Consider the following 22,785-nt stretch of genomic DNA (forward strand, 5'->3'; position numbering starts at 1 on the left):
TTGTAAATGGTCGAATTAATGATGTGCCCACTGCACCTGATTCAGGTCGATGCCATCTTTGAACATCTCCCACAATGGAGACATTTCTCTTAATTTATCAATAGATTGTGTAATAGTTTCGATAGCGTGGTCGATTTCTTCTTCGGTGGTAAAACGACCGATTGAGAAACGAATTGAGCTATGCGCCATTTCATCATTTAAACCAAGCGCACGTAACACGTAGCTTGGCTCGAGACTGGCTGACGTACAGGCAGAACCCGATGAAACCGCTAAATCTTTTAATGCCATCATCAGCGACTCACCTTCAACATAGTTGAAGCTGACGTTCAAGCTACCACTCACACGGTGAGTCATATCGCCGTTTACATACGTCTCTTCGATGTGCTTGATGCCATTCCATAACTTGTCACGCAGCTTAGCGATACGGGCGTTGTCGGTTGCCATTTCAGCTTTGGCAATCGCAGCCGCTTCGCCTAAACCAACGATTTGGTGAGTCGCCAGAGTACCACTGCGCATACCACGCTCATGACCACCGCCGTGCATTTGCGCTTCTAAGCGAATACGTGGCTTACGGCGAACGTACAGAGCACCAATCCCTTTTGGACCATACATTTTGTGGCCAGAGATAGAGATCAGGTCTACCTTAGTCGTTTGTACATCGATAGGTAATTTGCCCGCGCTTTGTGCAGCATCCATATGGAAGATAATGCCTTTTGAGCGGCATAACTCGCCGATGGCATCCACATCATGGATCACGCCGATTTCGTTATTCACATGCATGATGCTGACAAGAATGGTGTCGTCGCGCATCGCAGCTTCTAAACGTTCCATCGGAATGATGCCGTTGGCATCTGGCTCTAAGTAAGTGACTTCAAAGCCTTCACGCTCAAGCTGACGGCAGGTATCGAGTACCGCTTTATGTTCAGTCTTGCTGGTGATGATGTGCTTGCCTTTCTTATTGTAGAAATGCGCTACGCCTTTGATCGCCAGGTTGTTTGATTCAGTTGCACCTGAGGTAAACACGATTTCACGGTGATCGGCATTGATCAGATCAGCCACTTGGCTGCGCGCCACATCCACCGCTTCTTCCGCTTGCCAGCCATAACGGTGAGAACGTGATGCTGGGTTACCGAAGATGCCATCCATCGTCATGTATTGGAACATTTTTTCCGCGACTCGCGGATCAACTGGCGTGGTGGCGGCATAATCTAAATAGATAGGAAGCTTCATAACACACTCCGTACTTAGCAGTCTCTGCCGAGGCTACATACAACGTACAAAAATAATTTTTATCGTATAACAAAAAGCCTATAAGCTGACTCTTTGCTCCTTTTGCATAGTGTCTTGCTTAAGCGAGATAAACTGCACATCTCGTTTCTGCATTAAGCCAGCAAGACTGATACCATCTAAAAAATCTGAAATTTGTTTGCTTAAATCGCCCCAGAGCGAGTGCGTTAAGCAGCGAGTTCCACTCTGGCAATTGCCTAATCCTTGACAACGAGTCGCGTCGACAGACTCGTCCACAGCATGGACAACCATGCCAACTGAAATATCATTAGCTTCGAGGCCTAAGCGATAACCACCACCTGGACCACGGACACTGGCTACTAGGCCATGTTTACGTAACTTTGCGAAGAGTTGTTCCAGATAGGAAAGCGAAATCCCTTGTCTTTCAGAGATATCCGCTAAGGGAACCGGTCCCGAAGCCGAGTGGATGGCCACATCGAGCATTGCGGTTACTGCATAACGACCTTTAGATGTAAGTTTCATAACTACCATAGCTCCCAAACAGGTATGGGGTTATTTCAACATACCCGAGTATTTCAGTCAAGTATAAAACCTAGTAAAACACTCAAGTATATAAGCGTGCAGTGAACCAATACCCTTTCATCTTGGTGGGGTATTTAACCTTTTTCTGCCCTAAGATTCAATGCTAAAGGGGCAATTAATCGTGCTAATCGCCCCCATATCGGGATCTAACGCACTCTCTTGGAACGAAAGCTAGCCACCTAGGTCCACTCTGCTTAAAAACCGTGCAACCACAGTGGAAATTGAACTGCAATCATCGGTGGCAAAGCGTGTGGATTATATCTACACGCCACTGCGCCACACGCCTCAGTTAAATGCTGGGGTCAAACTCGTCGAGCGCGCTCTGGCGCTTATCGGCGGCGGCTTTTTCGGCGTCGTTAAACTCACCCACATTCAGCTCTGGCAATCTTTCGGTACATACATCGCCACCTAAGCGTTGGATGGCTTGACACAATTCCTGCACTTTTGAATCCATTAAATGCATATGGTCCAGCATTTGACCGATAGCGTTCGCGACGGGATCCGGATTGTCAGGAGACACAGCATACGCATCGAAGCCATATTTCTTGGCCATGGCACTGCGACGCTCAGACTTCTCTTTCGATTGTGGCGAAGGTGTGGCCACTACGCGCCCAGGGATCCCGACCACAGTCGTATCCTTAGGCACATCTTTCACCACCACAGAGTTAGAGCCAACACGCGCCCCATCATGCATAGTGATAGGACCTAAAATCTTAGCCCCTGCGCCCACAACCACGTTATTGCCCAATGTTGGATGGCGTTTACCTGCCTGCCAAGTGGTGCCGCCGAGTGTCACACCGTGATACAAAGTACAATCATCGCCAATCTCGGCAGTTTCACCGATCACCACGCCCATACCATGGTCGATAAAGAAACGATCGCCAATGGTGGCCCCCGGGTGGATCTCCACTCCCGTCAGCCAGCGCGAAAAAGTCGATAAACAACGGGCCATTAAGCGCCAATCACGCTTCCATAACTTATGGCTTATCCGATGCAGCCAAATGGCGTGCATGCCAGGATAGTTGACCAAGATCTCAAAGGCGCTGCGCGCCGCGGGATCACGGTGATATATAGATTCAATGTCTTCTTTTAGCCTAGCTATCACACCCATGCTTCAATCCTTCGCGATTAGCGTTATATGCCAAATGTGCTTTGGCTATTTTTGTTTGTTACCCACCACTTTATCTATCGAGGTTAGAATACCTCGAAGAATATTCATCTCTTGGCTTTCGATACGTGCACGGCTAAACAGACGACGTAGCTTAGTCATCACTTGGCCGGGGTGGTTTTTAATAATAAAACCTGTCGATGATAAGGTGCTTTCTAAGTGCACAAAGAAACGCTCAAGATCGGCAGAAAGCGGATACTCTTCCTCCACTTGCGGCGCCGCTGTTTGCGCTAAGTGTGCGACACGCGTTTCATAACAAATGATCTGCACCGCTTGCGCTAAATTCAATGAGCTGTATTCAGGGTTAGCAGGAATAGCCACATGATATGTACATTGCTGCAATTCTTCATTGGTCAAACCATGATTTTCACGGCCAAAGACAATGGCGACAGGTCCTGATAAGCCCTCAGTGACCAGCTTTTGCCCCGCTTCACGCGGATCGAGCATTGGCCAATCTAAGGTACGACTGCGAGCACTGGTAGCAATCACTAAACTGCAATCGGCGATGGCTTCTTCTAAGGAATCCACTTTCACCAAATGCTTTAAGATGTCAGACGCACCAGCCGCCAAGGCAATGGATTGACCATCTACTTCACATCTTGGTTCGGCAAGATACAGGGTCGATAACCCCATGGTCTTCATCGCTCTGGCGGTCGAGCCAATATTGCCGGGGTGCGATGTCCCCACTAAAATCACACGAATATTACTTAGCATGAAACGACTTAATTTAATTCACAAAACACAGGGAGCGAATACTATCACAGGCGTGCGTGAATGCTTATATGAAAATCGGTATTTGATATAACATTCAAATCGAGTATAATGCCGCCCGCTATTTTTAACGTTCTTTAACATCCAGGGGATTGCAATGCATCCGATGCTGACGATTGCTGTTCGCGCTGCTCGCGCGGCCGGCCAAACTATTATGCGCGCCTACACTGAACTTGACCGAGTTGAAGTCAGTGCTAAAGGTGTCAACGATTTTGTTACCAGTGTAGATAAGGAAGCAGAAGCCGCCATTACCTATCAAATTCGCAAATCTTACCCTGATCACACAATCGTGGGTGAAGAAAAAGGCGAAAACCGTGGCGAGAATAAAGACTATGTATGGATAGTCGATCCTCTGGATGGCACTAACAACTTCGTTAGAGGCATTCCCCACTTCGCGGTTTCTATCGCACTTCAACACAAAGGCAAAACTGAAGTTGCCGTTGTGTACGATCCTGTTCGTGAAGAATTATTTACCGCTATCCGTGGTAAAGGCGCCAAATTAAACGATTTCCGTATCCGCGTAACCAATGTGACTGAACTGGCTCCAACCATTATCGGTACAGGTTTCCCATTCAAAGCCCGTCAACACACCGAAAGCTACATGGCAATCTTTGGCGAAGTGTTCGGTCAGTGTTCTGACTTACGCCGTGCAGGTTCTGCCGCATTAGATTTAGCCTATGTGGCGGCTGGCCGTTTAGACGGTTTCTTCGAAATCGGTTTAAAGCCATGGGATATCGCCGCTGGTGACTTAATCTGCCGCGAAGCGGGTGGCACAGTCACCGATTTCACTGGCGGTCATAACTACCTGATCTCTGGCAACATCGTTGCAGGCTCACCGAAAGTGACCACAGAATTAGTGAAAACCATGCGTCCCTTGCTGAACGAAGGTTTAAAGCGTTAATCACGCCCTTCCGAGCGTAACGCATATTAAAAAGGCCAGTGAATTCACTGGCCTTTTTGTTTGCTGCTTTCGTTATTCTGTTTTAGCTATTCCGCGCTTTGGCTAATGTCTGCTCAAAGACTTTCTATCTACCCGCCAATGCCTGAGCAGGGCCAATCTGGCTCGCCTTCCACGCGGGATACAGGGTTGCGATAAGACTCATAACAAACGCCGTGGCAATCACTAAACCAGCATCCGTCATATGCAGCTCTGACGGCAGAAAATCCACAAAATACACATCGGCAGACAGGAGTTGAATACCGAGCAGTTGCTCAATACCACGGGCGATACCACTAAGATTAATCGCGGTCGCAATCCCGATCACGCCGCCGAGGGCACAACCTACAAGGCCATTTAACGCGCCCTGCACCATAAAAATCCCCATCACTGAGAGACGGCTTAAGCCCATGGTCATCAGAATGGCGATTTCACTGGCTTTATCTCGCACCGCCATCACTAGCGTTGAGACAATATTGAAACAGGCCACGCCAATCACTAACACCAAAACGAGATACATAATGGTGCGAACCAATTGAATATCTTGATATAAATGACCTTGAGTACGCGTCCAATCACTGATATAAACGGACTGATTTAAGGCATAACCCAACTCACGAATTTTCGCTGGCGCATCAAACACCTGCGCCACACTGATCCGCACCCCGGTAACACCTTGATGTAAATTCAGGATATTCGCCGCATAGCGCATCGGAATATACGCCGTGGTTAACTCAAGCTCGCCACCTAAGCGGTACACACCCGACACCACAAAACGATGGCTCTTGGCCGCCCGTAAACTGCCGGCATGTTCAGGATCAAGATCTTGCACATACAAAGCGAGGGTATCGCCAACTTCGAGGCCTAACTTTTTCAGCAGACTCTCGCCGAGGACGATGTGATTGTCATCCTCGCTCAAGCCTTGCCAAGTCTCTTTCGACATAAATTGCGAGAGAGTCGAGACTTTTGCCTCTTGCTCAGGGTCGATTCCCACAACGGCAAGCCCCTGAAAACCACCGGGCTTTTGCACTAATCCTTGCATCCGAATAAAAGGTGCCGCCGCCGTAATGCCTTCAATCTGCATGGCGGTTTGCTCAACCGCGCGCCAGTCGGCAATCGGCTCATTCACGCCAACCACATCGGCTTGGGAGATCACGCCTAACAAGCGCTGCTCTAACTCACGCTCGAAACCATTCATGGCTGAGAGCACCACAATCAGCACCGCAACCCCTAGCGCGATGCCCGCAGTCGATGCAAAGGAGATAAAACTAATAAAACTATTGGATTGGCGCGCACGATAAAAACGCCAACCGATGGAGAGGGCTAATGGTCCTTTCATTGGGCGTGTTCCGCGACAGCTTGCAGATAACCATTCTTCATGGTGAGTTGTCTGTCCATCCGCGCTGCTAATTTAGGATCGTGAGTCACCACCACAAACGCCGTTCCGAGTTGATTGGCTAATTCGCGGATCAGCTCATAGACCGCCTCGCCGCTCTTGGCATCGAGGTTTCCGGTCGGTTCATCGGCCAGTACCAGTTTGGGTTTGTTGATCAGCGCCCGGGCGATTGCCACCCGTTGACGCTCGCCGCCCGAAAGCTCGGCGGGAATATGGCTCATTCTGTGCCCAAGCCCTACTCTTTCGAGCAACATTTTGGCATCGGCCTGCGCCTGAGCGCGGTCTCTACCTTGAATAAACGCTGGCATAGCCACGTTTTCCAGCGCACTAAATTCAGGCAAAAGGTGATGGAACTGATAGATAAAACCTAAGTCTTGGTTGCGGATCTGCGCCTGACGGGCACTGCTCACCTGGTATAAATCCTCACCCGCTAACAATACTTTGCCAGCAGAGGGTTTATCTAAGGTGCCCATAATATGCAGCAGCGTACTCTTGCCCGAGCCAGAGGTACCGACAATTGCCAGTTGCTCGCCCTTAAATACCTGTAAATCCACCTCAGACAACACCTGAGTGGTCACATCGCCATCGTGATAACTCTTACTCACCGCCTGCACTTGCAGTAACACGTCTTGCATTGAGATTCTCGCTATTGATTCTAAATGACATGGATAAACCCCATGTCCAAACACGTCTCTCATCATGGGAGCGACGTTGTAATTTGTTACATCGCAGCTATTCGTAACGCAGCGCCGTGGCAGGTTGCACCCGTGCCGCTCGCAATGCGGGGTAAAGGGTCGCCACTAAGGTCACGACTAAAGTGCCGACAATAATCATCGACAATTGTCCCAGTTCTAATTTAACCGGCAGCACTTGCCCAGTGCCTAAAATGGAAATCCCTAGGGTCGCCATAATGCCATTCAAATTAAGGGTGAGCAGTATGCCGACCACCAGCCCCAGTACTAAACCTAATACCGCATTCAATAAACCTTGCACCACAAAAATGCCCATTACCGCCGAGGTACGTAAGCCTTGGGTTTTGAGTACCGCCACGTCAGTGGTTTTATCCACCACCATCATCACCAGCGCTGACACTATATTAAACGCCGCTACGGCCACAATCAGGCTCAGCATCAGCGACATCATGTTTTTTTCCATCTTCACGGCACTAAACAGATGACCATAAGTGTCACGCCAATCACTGGTCGTCGCCTCAATGCCCTGCTGAGTAAGAACCTGCTTTACATCCTTAGCCAGTGTGGGCGCCATAAAAGGATCGCTCAAATACAGTCTTAACTGATTGATTTCATCACTGGGTTGACGCATTAAACGTTTGGCATCTTGATAATGAATATAGGCAACGCCCGCATCCACCTGTGAGCCCATCTCAAAGACGGCAGACACTAAAAACTTACGTTGACTCGGGACTGGGCCGAGGGGCGAATACACTACGCCATCGCCACTCAACAGTCGCACGGTATCACCTGGGCTCACCTTTAATTGGCGCGCAAGCTCGCTGCCTAAAATGACCTTATATTGGCCACTGGTTAGCTCGTTAAACGCGCCCGAATAGGTATGCTGTGCCACCATAGACAGTTTTTCAGCAAGCTCTGGAAACACCCCAAACACTTGCACGGCGCGGATATTCGCCGCCGACTGCACCATGGCTTGGGTCGACACGCTAGGCGTCACGCCCTGCACGCCCGGCAAGGCTTTAAGTTTGTCCGCAGGAATGGTCCAATCGCTTAAGGGCGCTTCAGTCACCACGGTCAATTGGGGGACGGCGCCTAAAATGCGCTGTTTTAATTGTCCTTCGAGGCCATTCATCACCGAACTGACCACGATTAAGGCCGCCACCCCTAAAAAAATGCCCGAAACGGCAAATAAGGTAATAAAAGAAGCAAAGGCGTTTGCTTTTCTGGCCCGCCAATAACGGTAACCAACGTAGAGAGGAAATCGAAGATCCATTGAAAGAGGGCTGCGTCCTGTGTGCTGAACTTGCTAAATCATAAAGATGGGCACGATAATAGGGGTTTAGGTCCTATAAATAAAGAGGCAAGCCTTGTTCACTGACACCAATCCGTATTTTAGTGTGCCTCACCCCTTCACCGCTTACTTAAGCCTTTGGGACGAAAACCAGCCACTACCCAGTGAAATGGCTTTAAGATCAATGCAATCCTTAGGGATCCAGCTACTGAGCGAAGTCAAAGCCCTCGAGGCCAGTTGCCTGCTGCAACTGCGGCATTTAGACAACGAAGCCAAGGTAGTGGTGGACTTTCTCAAACTCCAATCCCGCAAGGTGGATTTAGTCCTGCAGCATGTGCTCGAAAAAGAAGTGCAAGAAGGTGAGAAGTTTAGCGGTTGTCAGTTTGGTGGTAGCGGAATTCGCCTAATGAGCAATGAGGCCCTCCCCCTTGGCCGCCAATATAAAGTGACCTTATTTATCCACGAAGAATTGGTCGCCATTTTATGCTTTGCCAAGGTCACGGCCTGTTTAGTTTCGCAGGAAGGCCCATCCGATGGGCTGCAAGTACAAAGCCCCAACGCCGCATTGCCCTATCTCATTGACCTCGAGTTTAGTCAAATACTGGATGCGGATGTCGAGCAACTGGTTAAAGCAAGCCTCAATGTGCAACAAAAACAACTTAAACTGCGTAAACAGGCCCGTGACGAGCGCCAATAAAGGCTAGCGTTTTTGCTGGCACCCTAGCGCCCAAGTCACTACAATGAACGCAACTTATTGTGAATGAATCAGTTTATCCCACGCCAATGACACAAATTTCAGCCTTAACACCGCCCGTTGTCAAAAATGGAACTCAAATGCAAACCCTGTCGTGTCTCGCCGGGGTTGGTCAAGCCGTTACCCTCGCCAGCCTAGTTCGCCAACACAAGGGCACAACACTGATTGTGACCAGTGATACGCCGACGGCATTGAGTATCGAGTTAGAGCTCAACTATTTGTTGGCTAAAAGTGCGATTAAGGTGCGACTGTTCCCTGACCGTGAAACTCTGCCCTACGACAGTTTTTCGCCCCATCAGGATTTGATTTCCCAGCGTTTAGAAACCCTGTCGCAAATCACCCAAGCCGAGCACAGCGTAGTGATAGTGCCAGTGACAACGCTGATGATGCGCCTACCGCCAAAATCCTATTTAAGCTCCAATGTGTTTGTGCTTAAAAAAGGCGATAAATATCAGCTCCATGATGTGCGCCAACAGTTAACCGACACGGGTTATCACTTGGTCGAACAGGTTTACGAACATGGCGAGTTTGCTATTCGTGGCTCGATTCTTGATATCTTCCCCACCGGCGTGAATATGCCGCTGCGTATCGAACTGTTCGATGATGAAGTCGAGACCATTCGTCATTTCGATCCTGAAACCCAACGCTCATCCACTCCAGTCGATGCGGTTCGCCTGTTACCCGCCAAGGAATTCCCTACCGACAGCAGCGCCATCGAAGGTTTTAGGCAGCGTTATCGCCGACGCTTTGAGGTCATAGTCAAGGAGCCTGAATCAGTTTATCAACTGGTGAGCCGCAATTTGATGCCCGCAGGCATTGAGAACTATCTGCCACTGTTTTTCGATGAGGTCGCGACGCTGTTCGATTATCTGCCGAAGGACACTCAGTTAGTTACCCTAGGCGATATCGAAAAGTCCGCCCGTGCGCATTTGCAAGAGGTGGAAACCCGTTATGAAGACAGACGAGTCGACCCATTGCGGCCGCTGTTGGCACCCAAAGAGCTGTATTTACTGATAGAAGAATTATTTGCCGCCTTTAAGCCGCTGCCTCGCTATCAGTTTATTGCGCCGCAACCCGATGCCGTCGCTGGCGCAGTACAGATTGATGCCAGTGTGTTGCCCGAGGTAAGCGCTAATCACAAGTTAAAGCAGCCACTGATTGCGCTGCAAGATTACGCCGAGCGTACGCCGCGGATGTTGTTTAGTGCCGAATCGGAAGGCCGCCGCGAAGCTTTGCTCGAGCTCTTAGGTAAAATCCAGTTAAAACCGGCGTTATTCGGCCATTTTGATGAGTTTATTCAAAGTGATGCCAAACTGGGTTTAATCGTATCTCCCCTCTCCCGTGGTTGTTTACTCGGGCTAGGAAAGCAAACCGCCGTCAGCATCATCTGCGAAACCGAACTCTTTGGTCATCGCATTTCCCAGCAGCGCCGGCGCGAAAAACAACGCCAGATCAGCAACGATACCCTGATCAAAAACTTAGCCGAGCTCAAAGTCGGCCAGCCAATTGTGCACTTAGAGCACGGTGTGGCGCTGTATCAAGGCTTAGTCACCTTAGATACCGGCGGATTAGTGGCCGAATACCTACAGCTGGAATACTCGGGCGGCGATAAACTCTATGTGCCCGTGTCTAACCTGCACATGATCAGCCGCTACAGCGTCGGCGCCGATGGCGAGGCTCACCTCAATAAACTCGGTAACGACACTTGGGCCAAGGCAAAAAACAAAGCGATTGAGAAAATCCGCGATGTGGCTGCCGAGCTGCTCGATGTCTACGCTCGCCGTCAAGCACGTCCCGGCGAAAGCTGCGACATCAACGATGAAGAGTATGCGCAATTTGCCCAAGGTTTCCCCTTTGAAGAAACCGTCGATCAGGAAAGCGCAATTCATGCCGTACTTGCCGATATGCAATCCCCCGTCGCCATGGACCGCCTCGTCTGCGGTGACGTGGGCTTTGGTAAGACTGAAGTCGCGATGCGCGCCGCCTTTGTGGCGGTGAATGCGGGTAAACAGGTAGTTGTGCTAGTGCCCACCACGCTACTCGCCCAGCAGCACTACGAAAACTTTAAGGACAGATTTGCCGACTGGCCCGTCGTAATTGAGGTGATGTCCCGCTTTAGAACCGCCAAAGAGCAGACCCAAGTGCTGAAACTACTCGAAGAAGGCAAAGTCGATATCGTCATTGGCACCCATAAGCTGCTGCAATCCGAGGCAAAATTTGAAAACTTAGGCCTGCTTATCATCGATGAAGAACACAGATTCGGCGTAAGACAAAAAGAGAAAATCAAGGCGCTACGTGCCAACGTGGATATTTTGACCCTCACCGCCACTCCGATCCCCCGCACCTTAAACATGGCGATGTCGGGGATGCGCGATTTATCGATTATTGCGACTCCTCCCGCTAAGCGCTTGGCGGTGAAGACCTTTGTGCGCGAATCCGATCCCGCCACCGTGCGTGAGGCCATACTGCGTGAAATTCTCCGTGGTGGCCAAGTGTATTATTTGCACAACAATGTCGAAACCATTGAGAAATGCGCCCAAGATATTAGTACCCTGCTACCCGAAGCGCGGGTGGTGGTGGCCCATGGTCAAATGCGTGAGCGGGATCTTGAGCGGGTGATGTCGGACTTTTATCACCAAAGATTCAACGTGTTAGTCTGTACCACTATTATCGAAACCGGTATCGACGTCCCGAGTGCGAATACGATTATTATCGAACGCGCCGACACCTTTGGTTTAGCCCAGTTACATCAGCTGCGTGGCCGTGTCGGCCGCTCTCACCATCAAGCCTATGCGTATTTGATGACGCCGCATCCTAAACGCATGACCAGTGATGCCCGCAAACGCCTCGAAGCCATCGATGCCCTCGAGGATTTAGGCGCAGGCTTTATGCTCGCAACTCAAGACTTAGAGATCCGCGGCGCGGGTGAGCTATTGGGCGATGAGCAAAGCGGCCATATTTCTAAAATCGGCTTTAGTCTCTACATGGAAATGTTGGAATCGGCGGTCAAGGCGCTCAAACAGGGTAAAGAGCCATCGCTGGCGCAAATGCTCAATCAGCAATGCGAGATGGAGCTAAGAATTCCTGCGCTATTGCCGGAAGACTATGTCGGTGATGTGAATATTCGTCTGTCACTCTATAAGCGCATCGCCAGTTGTGACAGTGAAGAAGCCTTAGATGAACTCAAGGTTGAGCTTATCGACCGCTTCGGTCTGCTGCCCGAGGCCACCAAAAACCTGATGGAAATGACTTTATATAAACATCAGGCAACTCGGCTGGGCGCGACTAAAATTGAGGTACATGCCAAGGGCGGCAGCATCGAATTTAGTGATGATCATGTGATTGATCCCGGCTTTATCATCGGATTACTGCAAAGTCAGCCACAAATCTATCGAATGGATGGGCCGAATAAGTTAAAGTTCATCCTCAATGCCGAAACGGCAAAAGATAGGCTCGCTTTGGTCAAACTCTTGCTCGAACAACTATCGCAACATCGTCTTGGAGATAAATAGTGTTACGTCAACTCGCGGTCTCTATCGCTACACTTATTGCACTTTCACACAGTTCACTTGCCCGTGCTGAAGCTTGGTTCGAGGTCGAAGTCTATATTTTTGAACGCCAAAGTCAGTCGACTGAACAATGGCCGATGGCGCCAATTGAGACTAAAACCAACCGCGCTATCGATCTGATCTCACCGGTTGTGGGTCAAGCTGTGGTCTCCATGAGCAATGAATCCGCCCCCTGCACCTTAGTGTATGACGCCGATGCTAATAGCCATTGCGCTGAAAACACCAGCACTGGCGCGAATACGGACGCCACTCCCGAGATGAGTAACGGCGGTACTTTAGCCATTTCAGGCCCAAATACTGCAAGCTCAAATGCGGTGACTAGCTATCGCTACCCGAGTGTGATCCCATCGGAAATCGGCAGTGGTAGCCAAGCCTATGCGTCTCAAGGAAGTGGCCCAGTATTACTCGCCAGCAGCCAAGGCCAATTTGCGAGTATCATCAACAGCCTATCGAGAGAACGTGGTAACCGCAGCTTACTGCATATGACATGGCAACAACCTATGATGGGCAAGAGTGGCTCAGTGCCCATTCGCCTGTTTGCAGGTAAAGATTATTCCGCCAGTTATCACTTCGATGGTCGTCAAATTGTGCAGCAAGCCATGGCAAGCGCTATGCAAGGCGCTAACGGCACGACTGGCATGATGGCTGAAACATCTGCGCCATTACAGCCCTCTCCCGTGTGGCAACTCGATGGCACACTCAATATTTATCTTAGTCATTATCTGTACATCGAAACCGCGCTTAATTTGCGTAAAGAAGGTCGCAAATTGATGCCAGTGGCGGCCGATGAAGCGAGCATGAACACAGCAACAAGTACTGCCGTAGCCCCAGCTAAAGTGATGACGCCTTACTTAATGTCTATTCCGTTGGAGCAAAATCGTCGAGTGAAAAGCGATGAGATCCATTATCTCGATCATCCCGAAATGGGCATGGTGATCCAAATCCGTAAGATGGCGCAACCTAACGCTTAAAACCCATTAGCCCTAATCGAATAAAAAAGCGGTCATGTAATGCATACCGCTTTTTTATTGCCTAAGGTTTTTTTATTGCCTAAGAGGTGAACAGCCATTCAGGTGGCGCCGAAAAGCGTAAAAATAAGATTAGCGCACTATCGAGAAATCCAAATAAATATCATCACCTTGGTCTTCATTGACCGTCACCCTCAATCCATCGGTGCAAGGCACTCCGACCTCACACCAGGCGATAAGACTATCCACCGCAGGATCACTGCCCTGGGCAAGAATTTCAACACTGCCATCGGCGCAGTTAGTCACATAACCTGTGACACCAAGCGTGCGAGCCTTTGTTAGGGTCGCATGTCTGCAGCCCACGCCCTGCACTTTTCCCGTTAATTGAATAAGCACCCGTTTCATTGCGCCTCCCCTGTAAGGTGAGCCTTGTTATTAGCATGCGGTTGTTATCATGCGGCTATTATCATGCGTCTTTGCGTCGCTCACGTAAAAACGATTCCAGCCTAAGCATAGCCGAGTTTTCAGCTGCGATGAGGGAGAGTTTTGCTAAGTAATGGATTTAAGAGTAAAAAAGCAAGCATAAAAAAACAGCTAACGAGACCGCTGTTAGCTGTGTCGGGCGACATACGCAAAAGGTTATCCATGAATGGACAAATTGGCATAAAAGTTTGTAGCATTTTGTAACAAACTATTAAGAGGGGCTACTTTACACAATTCATGATTAATTTCAACAAAATGATAGATAAAGCCATACAAACAAAGTCTATTTAATGCTTTTTGCTGAAATAACCAGCTAAACCAACTACATATACCGTCTAGCATTCTAAATAATAGCATAACTTCATCTGAGGTTTGGGTTCACTCATACGAGGTAACCAAACACCAACAGCTTGAAAATAGCATGCTTCTTGAAGGGGAAAACATGAACATAGGCAAAGCGCTTATCGCCAGAATATTCCGCGATAAGCCTTTTTAACGAAAAGATAAGCGAATAACGATTTAACCCAACTTAAAGGCTTTTATCTTAGGTAAATGGACGGCTAACTGCGGGAACTTGTGAGCCTGCGTCTCATCCCATTCGATGGTGTAATAAGGCTTAAGCGCCTCGGCGCTAGACTCACTGTCGAGCACTTCATCCACACGAGACAAAATACACATGGCTTTATGGGTATTCTTCAACCTGAATTCAGAGACACACTTATTGGCGATATCGGCATACTCTTCCGGGCGGTCAATTTTCCCTTGCATCGTCTCTTCGGGATGAAGATTGGGATTGATTAACACCGATTTTAATCCGTTTAAAAAGCCAATTCGCTCTGCCCAATACGCCCCTAGGCCGACCCCGACCATTAAGGGTGCGGGATCGTCGCAATACTGCATTTGCTTGGCGACTTGTTTCAATAAATGCTGCATATCATGCTTGGGATGCAAAGTGCTGTAGCTGATAAGCCGCACATCCGGGTCAATAAACTGCAACTGACGCATTTTTTCGTGATTACCAGGGCTAGTTGCATCGAATCCATGAAGATAAAAAATCATATTGAGACCTTTTAACAATCTGCCAAACACGGCGCATGCTACTAACCCTAGCAAATATTCCTTGCAGAACCTTGCGCTACATCAAACTTTTGCCTGTTGTGCGAGCTGGATTTGCTCAGCCAGCTGCTTGGCATTTTCCCAACGGCTAGCATTTTCTAATGCGATAACTGTCTGCGCCGCATTGGGTTTGAGTAAACTCGCCGGATATTGTGGCGCCGCGGCGGGCCACACAAAGCCATTTAACAGTGACATGACGCCCGGATTATCGTTACAGACCAAAATCATATCGCAACCCGCATCCAATGCAGCTTGAGCGCGGCCTAAATAATCCCCTGCAAAGGAAGCGCCCTTCATCCCCAGATCGTCGGAGAAAATTACCCCGTTAAAGCCCAGCTCTTTGCGTAGGATCTGTTTTAACCAGTAGCTTGAAAAGCCCGCAGGAGTAGGGTCAACTTTAGGGTAAATGACATGGGCTGGCATAATGCCCGATAATTTACCCTTAGCAATCAAATCCTTAAATGGCAAAATATCTTGATTAAAAATCGCCTCAGCTTCACGTTCATCGATAGGTTGCGCGATATGGGAGTCCGCCGCCACACTACCATGACCGGGGAAATGTTTACCCACAGCGCCCATGCCCGCCTCGGCCATACCCTCAATAAAACTCTGCGCTAATGCAATCACTTCCTCGGGCTTTGCACTAAAACTACGTTTGCCGATCACTTGGCTAATGCCATTAAGATCGAGCACGGGCGCAAAGCTTAAGTCGATATCACAGGCGAGTAATTCGATAGCCATTAAAAAGCCTAATTCACAGGCCCAACGTTTAGCGAGAACCAAATCGCCCTTAGCCGCTGGCAAAATATCACCCATGGCCGGGATCAGGGTAAAGCCTTCACGGAAACGCTGTACTCGCCCGCCCTCATGGTCAACGGCAATCAAAATCTCGGGACGAATTTGGCGGATCTGTTGCACTAAGCGAATTAACTGCTCACGGCTGGAAAAATTGCGGGAAAACAGGATCAAACCACCCACCTGCGGATGGCGCAGCATCTCGGCTTCAGCTTCGCTAACGTCTAAAGACAGCAGATCCAACATTAAATAACTCATATTTCTCCCTAAAAATTCTTATTCATACTCAAAAAATAACCATAGCGATACTGACCACTGGGTTCACAAAAATCCCCGAAAAGCGAGCCATTCGCCGTCAGACTTTGCCACAAAGCAATTATGTTGCCGATAAATTCGACATTCACCATAAGCTAATTAAGCTCAGCTTATCCGAAGTCTTTCTAATCAAAAAAACTAATGTGAATCTTGATACTAAACTGTGGGATACTGACCTTAAACGTATCACACAAGCACATTTTGTGTGGTTGAAGCCTGCAGTTTGCCAGAGTTTACGACATAAAAACCAGCGTATTGGCGCGGTAACTGCAAAGATCTTCCACGCACAGACTAAAATAAAAATCGAGACACAACAGGACTTCAATCATGATTAGCGTATTCGATATGTTCAAGATCGGCATTGGCCCTTCGAGTTCACACACTGTTGGCCCAATGAAAGCGGGCAAAATTTTTATGCAGCACCTTGCTGATTCGGGCCAGATTGCCCAAGTGGATGAATTAAGAGCAGAACTGTTTGGCTCACTCGGTCAAACCGGTAAAGGCCACGGCACGGGTAAAGCCGTTATTTTAGGCTTAATGGGTGAAGATCCTGAAACCGTCGACACCGACAGCATCGATGGCATTCTTGAGCAAGTTTCTAAAAACGAGACCCTCACCCTCAGCTGCGGCAAAGTAGTCAAGTTTACCCGTGAAGACGGCATTACCTACCACAGACGTAAAACGCTCCCTGCCCATGCCAACGCCATGACACTGTATGCCTACAGCAAAGGCGAATGTATTTTTGAGCGCACTTACTACTCTGTCGGTGGCGGATTTATCTTAGACGAAGATGAAATCCATCAACGCAATGCCTCACCAGCATCACAAATTGAATCTGCACCTTACGATTTTAATAGCAGTGCCCAATTACTGGATTTATGTACTGAGCATGGCCTGAGCATTTCTTCCCTGATGATGGCCAACGAGCTTAGCCTCGCCAGCGAAGAAGAAGTCAAAGCAAAACTGTGGAATATCTGGCAAACCATGAAAACCTGTATCGAACGGGGTTATCAGAAGGAAGGTATTCTGCCTGGCGGTTTAAAGCTGCGCCGCCGCGCACCTGCACTCTATCGTCGTCTCAAAGCCGAAGGCCGTAACAACGTCGATCCGTTAACCGCAATGGATTGGGTCGATTTATTCGCCCTCTCGGTGAACGAGCAAAACGCTGCCGGCGATCGCGTTGTCACCGCACCAACAAACGGCGCCGCGGGCATTATCCCTGCCGTGTTGTGCTACTACGATACCTTCGTGCAAGAAGTCGATATCGATGTTTGCGCCCGTTACCTGTTAACCGCTGCTGCGATTGGTATTTTGTACAAGAAAAATGCCTCGATTTCGGGCGCGGAAGTCGGCTGTCAGGGCGAAGTTGGTGTAGCCTGTTCAATGGCGGCGGGCGCATTGACCGAGATCATGGGCGGCACAGTCGAACATGTTGAAAACGCGGCCGAAATTGGCATGGAACATAACCTAGGCTTGACCTGCGATCCCGTAGGCGGCCTAGTACAAGTTCCTTGTATTGAACGTAATGCGATGGGTGCAATCAAGGCCATTAACGCATCACGCATGGCGCTGCGCGGCGACGGTAACCACAAGGTATCACTGGATAAAGTGATTAAAACTATGATGGATACAGGTAAAGATATGCGCAGTAAATACAAAGAAACCGCCAAAGGCGGCCTCGCAGTGAACATTGTTGAGTGTTAATCCACTCAAACTGTTAATCGACTTAACGATTTAATACTGTCATGCCGCGCTTAACGTTCAAACCTAAACGATTAAGCGCGGCATTTGTTTATCAGAAAACGAGTCAAAGTTTAGTTCGTCGCCTTCATTGATGAATTCGAATATTTGGCAATCACTCCTGCCCATGTTTTTTCAATTTCAGGAATAAGCTGCGCAAACGCCTGTTTTTCGGTCACCCTACGCAAATCATCGACTGCATCAGAGGTGCTCCATACCGACGCGTTGCGACTCTCCTTAGCCGTCGACTCAGCTAATCCATACAAATATTCGGTGCGCACATCAAACAGAGCCGCCGATACGGTTGTCGTCACACTCACTTCTTTATTCTTTAGCAGCCCAAGGGAAATCACATTTAACGGCGCAAATTGCTGCTCACCCGCATGGAAAGAGGTATCGAAGGTATAAATCAGTAAGATATCCGCCTTGAGCCTTGCCGCTGCTTCCCGCAGTGATTTGATAGAGTCTAACTGCTCCGGCAATAAAATACGGTTTAACGGTGCAATCCCTGCCACCTGCGACATTTTGGCTAGCTGAGTAAAATCGGCTTCTGTTTCGACTTCACGGGTTGTCACCACACTGTAACGCCCGGTACCAAAACTGCTTAAACGGTAGGATGCATAACCCGGCGCCTGAATACGTGCAACAGCAATATGCGCGGGGAATGTGGCAGCCGCTTGAACTGACATCAGCGCATTAATATCCGATTCCGCCAAACTACCAATAGCCACACTGCCACCGGGCGTAGTGTAGGAGGCGCAGCCTCCCAACAAGAGTATACTCAGTAACGCCACTTGTTTTATCTTTCTCATCACAACTCCTTTATGTGAACCGCTGTTTGGCAATCGCCACTAACGCCAATTAATCGTTTAAACCTCTCCATCAAGTATCACTAACTTACTGTTGATGAATGATTTTAACAATCCTCACCTTGAATTATCTGTGCGGTACGATAAATCCAAAGCGATATGTGTAATCCGCTCAGTGTACAAGTTATTGGATAAACTATTCTCGAATAAAAGAATCTGTCAGATTTAGAAATGGATATGGTGGTACATATACGGTAAAAATGTATCAACTAAAGTAACCATTAGTACAGTGCGACAGCGGTTGGATATGACAATAGAAAAGCCCTCGTTTGAGGGCTTTTTTATGGATGAAACTTAAGCAAAATCAATTGTTCACGCCATGCAAGCGTTACGATTGTTCAGGCTTAGTATCAAAAACTCCACTAGTTCAACGCTAACACATAGTCGATGGCACTGGTGATTGCTGCGACTTGGGCTAGATTGCACTCTGCGGGCGTGGCCGATGGACTGTCGGGATACACTTCTGTGGTGGTGTTATAAATACAACCCGTCACACTGCTGCATAAACCTAGTGCTTTCAATGGGTAATTGATCACCCCGTGTTGCACCACTGTCGAGCCGATAATCTCGCCCTTTTCATCAGCGGGAGCGATGTGGGTAACTTTGCTTACCCCGTCGATAATCGCCTTTTGGAAGGCATCCTGTGGATTTTCGGTATCGCCTACGGCATAAAAACCATCTGGAATGGTGCCGGGGATAAAGTCTTTGCCATCACGCGCGGCCAAGGCTGGACGAAATTCATCTTCATCCGAGTCGGTGGTTTCATGTAAATCCACATGGACATCAAAACCTTGTGGGACACTTGCCACCAGTGCCATCAATGCTGCCGACTCTTCAGCCGGGCTATCGGCATAAAACGAGCGGTTTGGATCGATAGCTTTCGGGTTCCAGCGATTAATGGTCTCATAACCCCAAGGGCTTACACACACTGCCACCACTAAGTTTACGCGCTCAGCATAGTAAGCCACGTTGTTAGCCAAAAAAGCCAAGGCGCCATGCACGCCGCTGGTTTCGTAGCCGTGTACGCCACCTGTGACTAAGACGGTTTTCTTGTTCGGATCGAACGTAGCAGATTTAACCGCAAACAAGGGATAACGCGCAGAATCAATCGATAAGGCGCCATATTGCACCACACTCAGCCCTATTTCGGCCAGTTGTGACTCCATCGCCTTTAATGGCGTGACAACATTGTCTTGGTATGAACGCTTAATTTGCGTGTTACCAAACCATGCGGCCTTTTCGGCATCGCCCCATTTTTCACCGACAGTCCCGATTGGGTAAAAACTCACATTCGCCATAGGTTCTCTTCTTCTGATTTTATGTTTTGGTCTTATGGTTAAAGATCGTTAGACATCAAAGCACGAGTTGCATCGGAATATCGCGGATCCCACCGCGCTCGCGAATATCACCTTGTGCAACAAAGCCAAAGTGCTGATAAATAGGCAGCGCATTCACCGCCGAGTTAACGGTAAAAGTGCCTGGATTTCCCTTAGCAAGACACTCAGCTTTAGCAAGCTCCCACAGCTGACGCGACAGGCCTTGCCCCTTGGCAATATCCGCCACAAATAAATGATAAAGATGACTGTTATCCTTCATCCCCACCACACCGACAAGTTCGCCAGTCTCATTAATTGCAACATGATATTGATAACCTAAGGCAAAATAATGAGCCACTGACTCAACCGACTGGGCATTGACTAAGGTTTCTGCGCCCACATAAGTGCACGTGGGAGCGATATAAACTCGTGTAAGCTGCGTGATTAATTCGCTTATCGCCTCAATATCTGTTGTAGTCGCGGCTCTGATCAGCATCTTCATTCCTTGATAAGTCCAGTGTTTAACTGACTTAGATTCACATTCCTAGTATTAAAAAGCCAGAACAGGGTTCTGGCTTTGGCAACAAGTTAATGGGACTTAATATCCAGTGGATTTAAGTCCATCATCCTCGGTTACTTTTTCGTCCAGCTGTCCATCCAACGGAACACGTTCGCGTACCATTGTTCGAGGTTTTCTGGCTTTAAGATCCAGTGGTTTTCATCAGGGAAAATCAGCAGCTCTGATGGAATTCCCTTGCGTTGCATATAGCTAAATGAGGCTAAACCTTGACCATAAGGCACGCGGAAGTCCTTCTCGCCATGGATAACCAGCATTGGCGTCTTCCAGTTTTCCACATAGTTTACTGGGTTGAACTTCTCATATAAGGCTTTGTTATCTGAGTAAGTGCCGCCAAACTCATGCTCTGGGAACCATACTTCTTCGGTCACATAGTACATAGAGCGCATATCGAACAGACCCGCGTGGTTAACGAGGCACTTAAAGCCATCGTTCCAGTTGCCTTGGATCCAGTTCATCATGTAGCCGCCGTAAGAGCCACCCAAGGCACAGGCATTTTGTGGATCGAGCCATTTTTGTTGTTGGCTCACCGCGGCCAGACCTTTTTGTAAGTCTTCTAATGGCTTACCGCCCCAATCTTGGCTGATAGAATCGGTAAAGGCTTGGCCGTAACCGGTTGAACCGTGGAAGTCCACCATCACAACACCATAACCCGCGCCTGCCCATAACTGGGCGTTCCAGCGACCACTGAAAGCGTTACCAAATGAACCTTGTGGACCACCGTGGACGAGGTATGCAATCGGATACTTTTTGCCTTCTTGGTAGTTAGCAGGTTTGATCCAGTAACCGTAAACATCTTCGTTGTTCCAACCCTTAAAGCTAAATTGTTGGAATTCACCGAATTTGATTTCGGCCAGTTTGTCTTTGTTGACTGCAGTCAGACGTTTCAGACCTTGACCGTCGGTGTTGATGCGGTACAGATCGCCCGGCTCAACTAAGGTTTTGCTGTCGAAGATCAGTTGATCGTCGGCGATCGCAATCAGGCTATTGCTGCCGTCGCTGTAGACAGACTGCACATCACCAAACTGAGTATTCACTTTGAAAATAGAGACTTGACCAATGTCTTGTGCCGTCACATACAGAGTACGGTTGTCCGGTGCAAACATCAGCGAGCTTGGGCTTCTGTCCCACAGTGGTGCCACTTCCTTCGACTGTCCAGTGCTGGTATCACGCAGCATAATGCGGTAACGGTCAGCTTCGAAGCCGGGTTTAGTCATCGCGAGGTACGCCATATAGCGACCATCGCTTGAGAATGTTGGCTGGGCGTCCCAGGCGATGTTATCGGCGGTTAAGTTAGTGGCTTTGCCACCGTTCACACTCACCTGCCACAGATCGTAGTTTGTCGTCCAAGCTTGATCTTTGCTTGGCGCTTTGGCGCTGTACACCACATATTTGCCATCAGGAGTGAAGGTCACTTCTTCCATGCCTGAGAATGGCTTAGGTGGAGTTTCTGTGTCTAAACCTTGGGTGATGTCCACCACTTTAGTCAGCTTCTCGCCGTTAAGGGCACCCACAAATAAGTGGTTACGGGCATGATCTTCCCAGGTATCCCAGTGACGTACCATCAACTGCTTGTATTCACGGCCCGTCGATTTACGATCTTCTTCAGCCTTAAATTTGTCTTTTGAGCACGCTAAGTCTTTACACTCTGGGAAGACGCGCATGCTGAGCACGATTTGCTTACCATCGTTAGAGAGTTTGTAACCATCAATATCCAATGGCAGATCAGAAACTTGCTGCGCTTCACCGCCCGTTAATGGCAGTTGGAACAGTTGGCTTGAACCACTGCGGCTGGCGAGGAAATAAATCGATTTGTCATCGTTTGCGAAGCTGACATCGTGCTCAGTACCCGCAGCAGAAGTGATCTGCATCGGTTTCGCGTCCGCTTGCGTCAAATCGAGAATATATAAATCTGAGCTCGCCTCTCCCTTGTCATTAACGGTTTTCAGACCGTAGACCAATTTTGTGCCGTCGTGGGACACCGCGGCTGAATGCAATTTGTTGAGTTTAACCAGCTGTTGCACAGTAAAAGGCTTAGGATCGGCCGCGTGGGCTGAACAGGCCAAACCAGCCGCGCCAAGCGCCAATAGGAGAGGAGCTATTTTCATTGTTATATCCATCTTTTGTTAAATACATTCGGTAGTTGTACCGAATGAACGGTCAAAACGATCATCAATCGTCTTTGTGAAGATAAGTTT

At 48.7% G+C, this 22,785-nt stretch carries 19 protein-coding genes; 5 read left to right on the plus strand and 14 right to left on the minus strand.

Annotated features, from left to right (window positions below; genetic code table 11):
* Positions 1-15: 15 nt before the first annotated feature.
* The 4 genes from L2713_RS14615 to trmJ form a co-directional block, all read right to left on the minus strand.
* Positions 16-1,230 carry an IscS subfamily cysteine desulfurase gene (locus L2713_RS14615; protein ID WP_086903271.1) on the minus strand — a complete coding sequence of 405 codons (1,215 nt, stop codon included), beginning with the start codon at positions 1,228-1,230 and terminating at the stop codon, positions 16-18.
* 78 nt (positions 1,231-1,308) lie between these two features.
* Positions 1,309-1,770: a Fe-S cluster assembly transcriptional regulator IscR gene (gene iscR / locus L2713_RS14620; protein ID WP_006081858.1), complete on the minus strand. Its 462-nt coding sequence runs from the start codon at positions 1,768-1,770 to the stop codon at positions 1,309-1,311.
* Positions 1,771-2,119: 349 nt separating this feature from the next.
* Complete coding sequence (gene cysE / locus L2713_RS14625; RefSeq protein WP_011626050.1) at positions 2,120-2,941, minus strand: serine O-acetyltransferase; 822 nt, start codon at positions 2,939-2,941, stop codon at positions 2,120-2,122.
* 45 nt (positions 2,942-2,986) lie between these two features.
* Positions 2,987-3,712: a tRNA (cytosine(32)/uridine(32)-2'-O)-methyltransferase TrmJ gene (trmJ, locus tag L2713_RS14630; protein ID WP_011622510.1), complete on the minus strand. Its 726-nt coding sequence runs from the start codon at positions 3,710-3,712 to the stop codon at positions 2,987-2,989.
* Between the two features lie 154 nt (positions 3,713-3,866).
* On the opposite strand from trmJ, the gene suhB reads away from it, so the two are divergent.
* Entirely contained in the window at positions 3,867-4,670 is an 804-nt protein-coding gene (gene suhB, locus L2713_RS14635) for an inositol-1-monophosphatase (RefSeq protein WP_011622509.1), read from the plus strand.
* Positions 4,671-4,794: 124 nt separating this feature from the next.
* Here suhB and lolE read toward each other — a convergent pair whose 3' ends face one another.
* The 3 genes from lolE to L2713_RS14650 form a co-directional block, all read right to left on the minus strand.
* Complete coding sequence (gene lolE, locus L2713_RS14640; protein ID WP_133181142.1) at positions 4,795-6,045, minus strand: lipoprotein-releasing ABC transporter permease subunit LolE; 1,251 nt, start codon at positions 6,043-6,045, stop codon at positions 4,795-4,797.
* Positions 6,042-6,737 carry a lipoprotein-releasing ABC transporter ATP-binding protein LolD gene (gene lolD, locus L2713_RS14645; protein WP_220055783.1) on the minus strand — a complete coding sequence of 232 codons (696 nt, stop codon included), beginning with the start codon at positions 6,735-6,737 and terminating at the stop codon, positions 6,042-6,044. The genes lolE and lolD overlap by 4 nt, the downstream gene beginning before the upstream one ends.
* A 97-nt stretch (positions 6,738-6,834) precedes the next feature.
* Positions 6,835-8,067 carry a lipoprotein-releasing ABC transporter permease subunit gene (locus tag L2713_RS14650; RefSeq protein ID WP_248968377.1) on the minus strand — a complete coding sequence of 411 codons (1,233 nt, stop codon included), beginning with the start codon at positions 8,065-8,067 and terminating at the stop codon, positions 6,835-6,837.
* 94 nt (positions 8,068-8,161) lie between these two features.
* On the opposite strand from L2713_RS14650, the gene L2713_RS14655 reads away from it, so the two are divergent.
* The 3 genes from L2713_RS14655 (at position 8,162) to L2713_RS14665 (ending at position 13,379) form a co-directional block, all read left to right on the plus strand.
* Complete coding sequence (locus L2713_RS14655) at positions 8,162-8,782, plus strand: hypothetical protein (protein WP_248968378.1); 621 nt, start codon at positions 8,162-8,164, stop codon at positions 8,780-8,782.
* Positions 8,783-8,868: 86 nt separating this feature from the next.
* The gene (gene mfd / locus L2713_RS14660) at positions 8,869-12,351 is read left to right on the plus strand and encodes a transcription-repair coupling factor (protein ID WP_248968407.1); all 3,483 of its coding nucleotides are present in this window, start codon (positions 8,869-8,871) and stop codon (positions 12,349-12,351) included.
* Positions 12,351-13,379, plus strand: coding sequence for a peptidoglycan binding protein CsiV (locus tag L2713_RS14665; RefSeq protein WP_248968379.1), 1,029 nt, complete (start codon positions 12,351-12,353; stop codon positions 13,377-13,379). The genes mfd and L2713_RS14665 overlap by 1 nt, the downstream gene beginning before the upstream one ends.
* Positions 13,380-13,508: 129 nt before the next feature.
* Here L2713_RS14665 and L2713_RS14670 read toward each other — a convergent pair whose 3' ends face one another.
* The 3 genes from L2713_RS14670 to nagZ all read right to left on the minus strand — a co-directional run bounded on the left by L2713_RS14670 (position 13,509) and on the right by nagZ (position 16,028).
* The gene (locus tag L2713_RS14670; RefSeq protein ID WP_011622502.1) at positions 13,509-13,781 is read right to left on the minus strand and encodes an acylphosphatase; all 273 of its coding nucleotides are present in this window, start codon (positions 13,779-13,781) and stop codon (positions 13,509-13,511) included.
* 597 nt (positions 13,782-14,378) lie between these two features.
* A complete protein-coding gene (gene ycfP / locus L2713_RS14675) occupies positions 14,379-14,918 on the minus strand; it encodes an alpha/beta hydrolase YcfP (protein WP_248968380.1) in 540 nt (179 codons plus the stop codon).
* 81 nt (positions 14,919-14,999) lie between these two features.
* Complete coding sequence (gene nagZ / locus L2713_RS14680; RefSeq protein WP_248968381.1) at positions 15,000-16,028, minus strand: beta-N-acetylhexosaminidase; 1,029 nt, start codon at positions 16,026-16,028, stop codon at positions 15,000-15,002.
* Positions 16,029-16,412: 384 nt separating this feature from the next.
* Here nagZ and L2713_RS14685 point away from each other — a divergent pair, with 384 nt between their 5' ends.
* A complete protein-coding gene (locus tag L2713_RS14685) occupies positions 16,413-17,789 on the plus strand; it encodes an L-serine ammonia-lyase (protein WP_011717230.1) in 1,377 nt (458 codons plus the stop codon).
* A gap of 110 nt (positions 17,790-17,899) precedes the next feature.
* Here L2713_RS14685 and L2713_RS14690 read toward each other — a convergent pair whose 3' ends face one another.
* The 4 genes from L2713_RS14690 to L2713_RS14705 all read right to left on the minus strand — a co-directional run bounded on the left by L2713_RS14690 (position 17,900) and on the right by L2713_RS14705 (position 22,695).
* Positions 17,900-18,637 (minus strand): hypothetical protein, encoded by a 738-nt coding sequence (locus L2713_RS14690; protein ID WP_248968382.1) that lies wholly within the window; start codon positions 18,635-18,637, stop codon positions 17,900-17,902.
* 419 nt (positions 18,638-19,056) lie between these two features.
* Entirely contained in the window at positions 19,057-19,992 is a 936-nt protein-coding gene (locus L2713_RS14695) for a M14 family metallopeptidase (RefSeq protein WP_248968383.1), read from the minus strand.
* A gap of 55 nt (positions 19,993-20,047) precedes the next feature.
* Positions 20,048-20,506: a GNAT family N-acetyltransferase gene (locus L2713_RS14700; RefSeq protein WP_248968384.1), complete on the minus strand. Its 459-nt coding sequence runs from the start codon at positions 20,504-20,506 to the stop codon at positions 20,048-20,050.
* 137 nt (positions 20,507-20,643) lie between these two features.
* Positions 20,644-22,695 (minus strand): dipeptidyl-peptidase 5, encoded by a 2,052-nt coding sequence (locus L2713_RS14705; protein WP_248968385.1) that lies wholly within the window; start codon positions 22,693-22,695, stop codon positions 20,644-20,646.
* Positions 22,696-22,785: the final 90 nt, after the last annotated feature.

The sequence above is a fragment of the Shewanella seohaensis genome (assembly GCF_023283775.1).
In the GTDB taxonomy this organism is placed as follows: domain Bacteria; phylum Pseudomonadota; class Gammaproteobacteria; order Enterobacterales; family Shewanellaceae; genus Shewanella; species Shewanella seohaensis.

Bases quoted from the DNA above. Each gene is read 5' to 3' on its own strand.
- L2713_RS14615 (WP_086903271.1), bottom strand. From the start codon at position 1,230: ATGAAGCTTCCTATCTATTTAGATTATGCCGCCACCACGCCAGTTGAT.
- iscR (WP_006081858.1), bottom strand. From the start codon at position 1,770: ATGAAACTTACATCTAAAGGTCGTTATGCAGTAACCGCAATGCTCGAT.
- cysE (WP_011626050.1), bottom strand. From the start codon at position 2,941: ATGGGTGTGATAGCTAGGCTAAAAGAAGACATTGAATCTATATATCAC.
- trmJ (WP_011622510.1), bottom strand. From the start codon at position 3,712: ATGCTAAGTAATATTCGTGTGATTTTAGTGGGGACATCGCACCCCGGC.
- suhB (WP_011622509.1), top strand. From the start codon at position 3,867: ATGCATCCGATGCTGACGATTGCTGTTCGCGCTGCTCGCGCGGCCGGC.
- lolE (WP_133181142.1), bottom strand. From the start codon at position 6,045: ATGAAAGGACCATTAGCCCTCTCCATCGGTTGGCGTTTTTATCGTGCG.
- lolD (WP_220055783.1), bottom strand. From the start codon at position 6,737: ATGCAAGACGTGTTACTGCAAGTGCAGGCGGTGAGTAAGAGTTATCAC.
- L2713_RS14650 (WP_248968377.1), bottom strand. From the start codon at position 8,067: ATGGATCTTCGATTTCCTCTCTACGTTGGTTACCGTTATTGGCGGGCC.
- mfd (WP_248968407.1), top strand. From the start codon at position 8,869: ATGACACAAATTTCAGCCTTAACACCGCCCGTTGTCAAAAATGGAACT.
- L2713_RS14670 (WP_011622502.1), bottom strand. From the start codon at position 13,781: ATGAAACGGGTGCTTATTCAATTAACGGGAAAAGTGCAGGGCGTGGGC.
- ycfP (WP_248968380.1), bottom strand. From the start codon at position 14,918: ATGATTTTTTATCTTCATGGATTCGATGCAACTAGCCCTGGTAATCAC.
- nagZ (WP_248968381.1), bottom strand. From the start codon at position 16,028: ATGAGTTATTTAATGTTGGATCTGCTGTCTTTAGACGTTAGCGAAGCT.
- L2713_RS14685 (WP_011717230.1), top strand. From the start codon at position 16,413: ATGATTAGCGTATTCGATATGTTCAAGATCGGCATTGGCCCTTCGAGT.
- L2713_RS14690 (WP_248968382.1), bottom strand. From the start codon at position 18,637: ATGAGAAAGATAAAACAAGTGGCGTTACTGAGTATACTCTTGTTGGGA.
- L2713_RS14695 (WP_248968383.1), bottom strand. From the start codon at position 19,992: ATGGCGAATGTGAGTTTTTACCCAATCGGGACTGTCGGTGAAAAATGG.
- L2713_RS14700 (WP_248968384.1), bottom strand. From the start codon at position 20,506: ATGCTGATCAGAGCCGCGACTACAACAGATATTGAGGCGATAAGCGAA.
- L2713_RS14705 (WP_248968385.1), bottom strand. From the start codon at position 22,695: ATGAAAATAGCTCCTCTCCTATTGGCGCTTGGCGCGGCTGGTTTGGCC.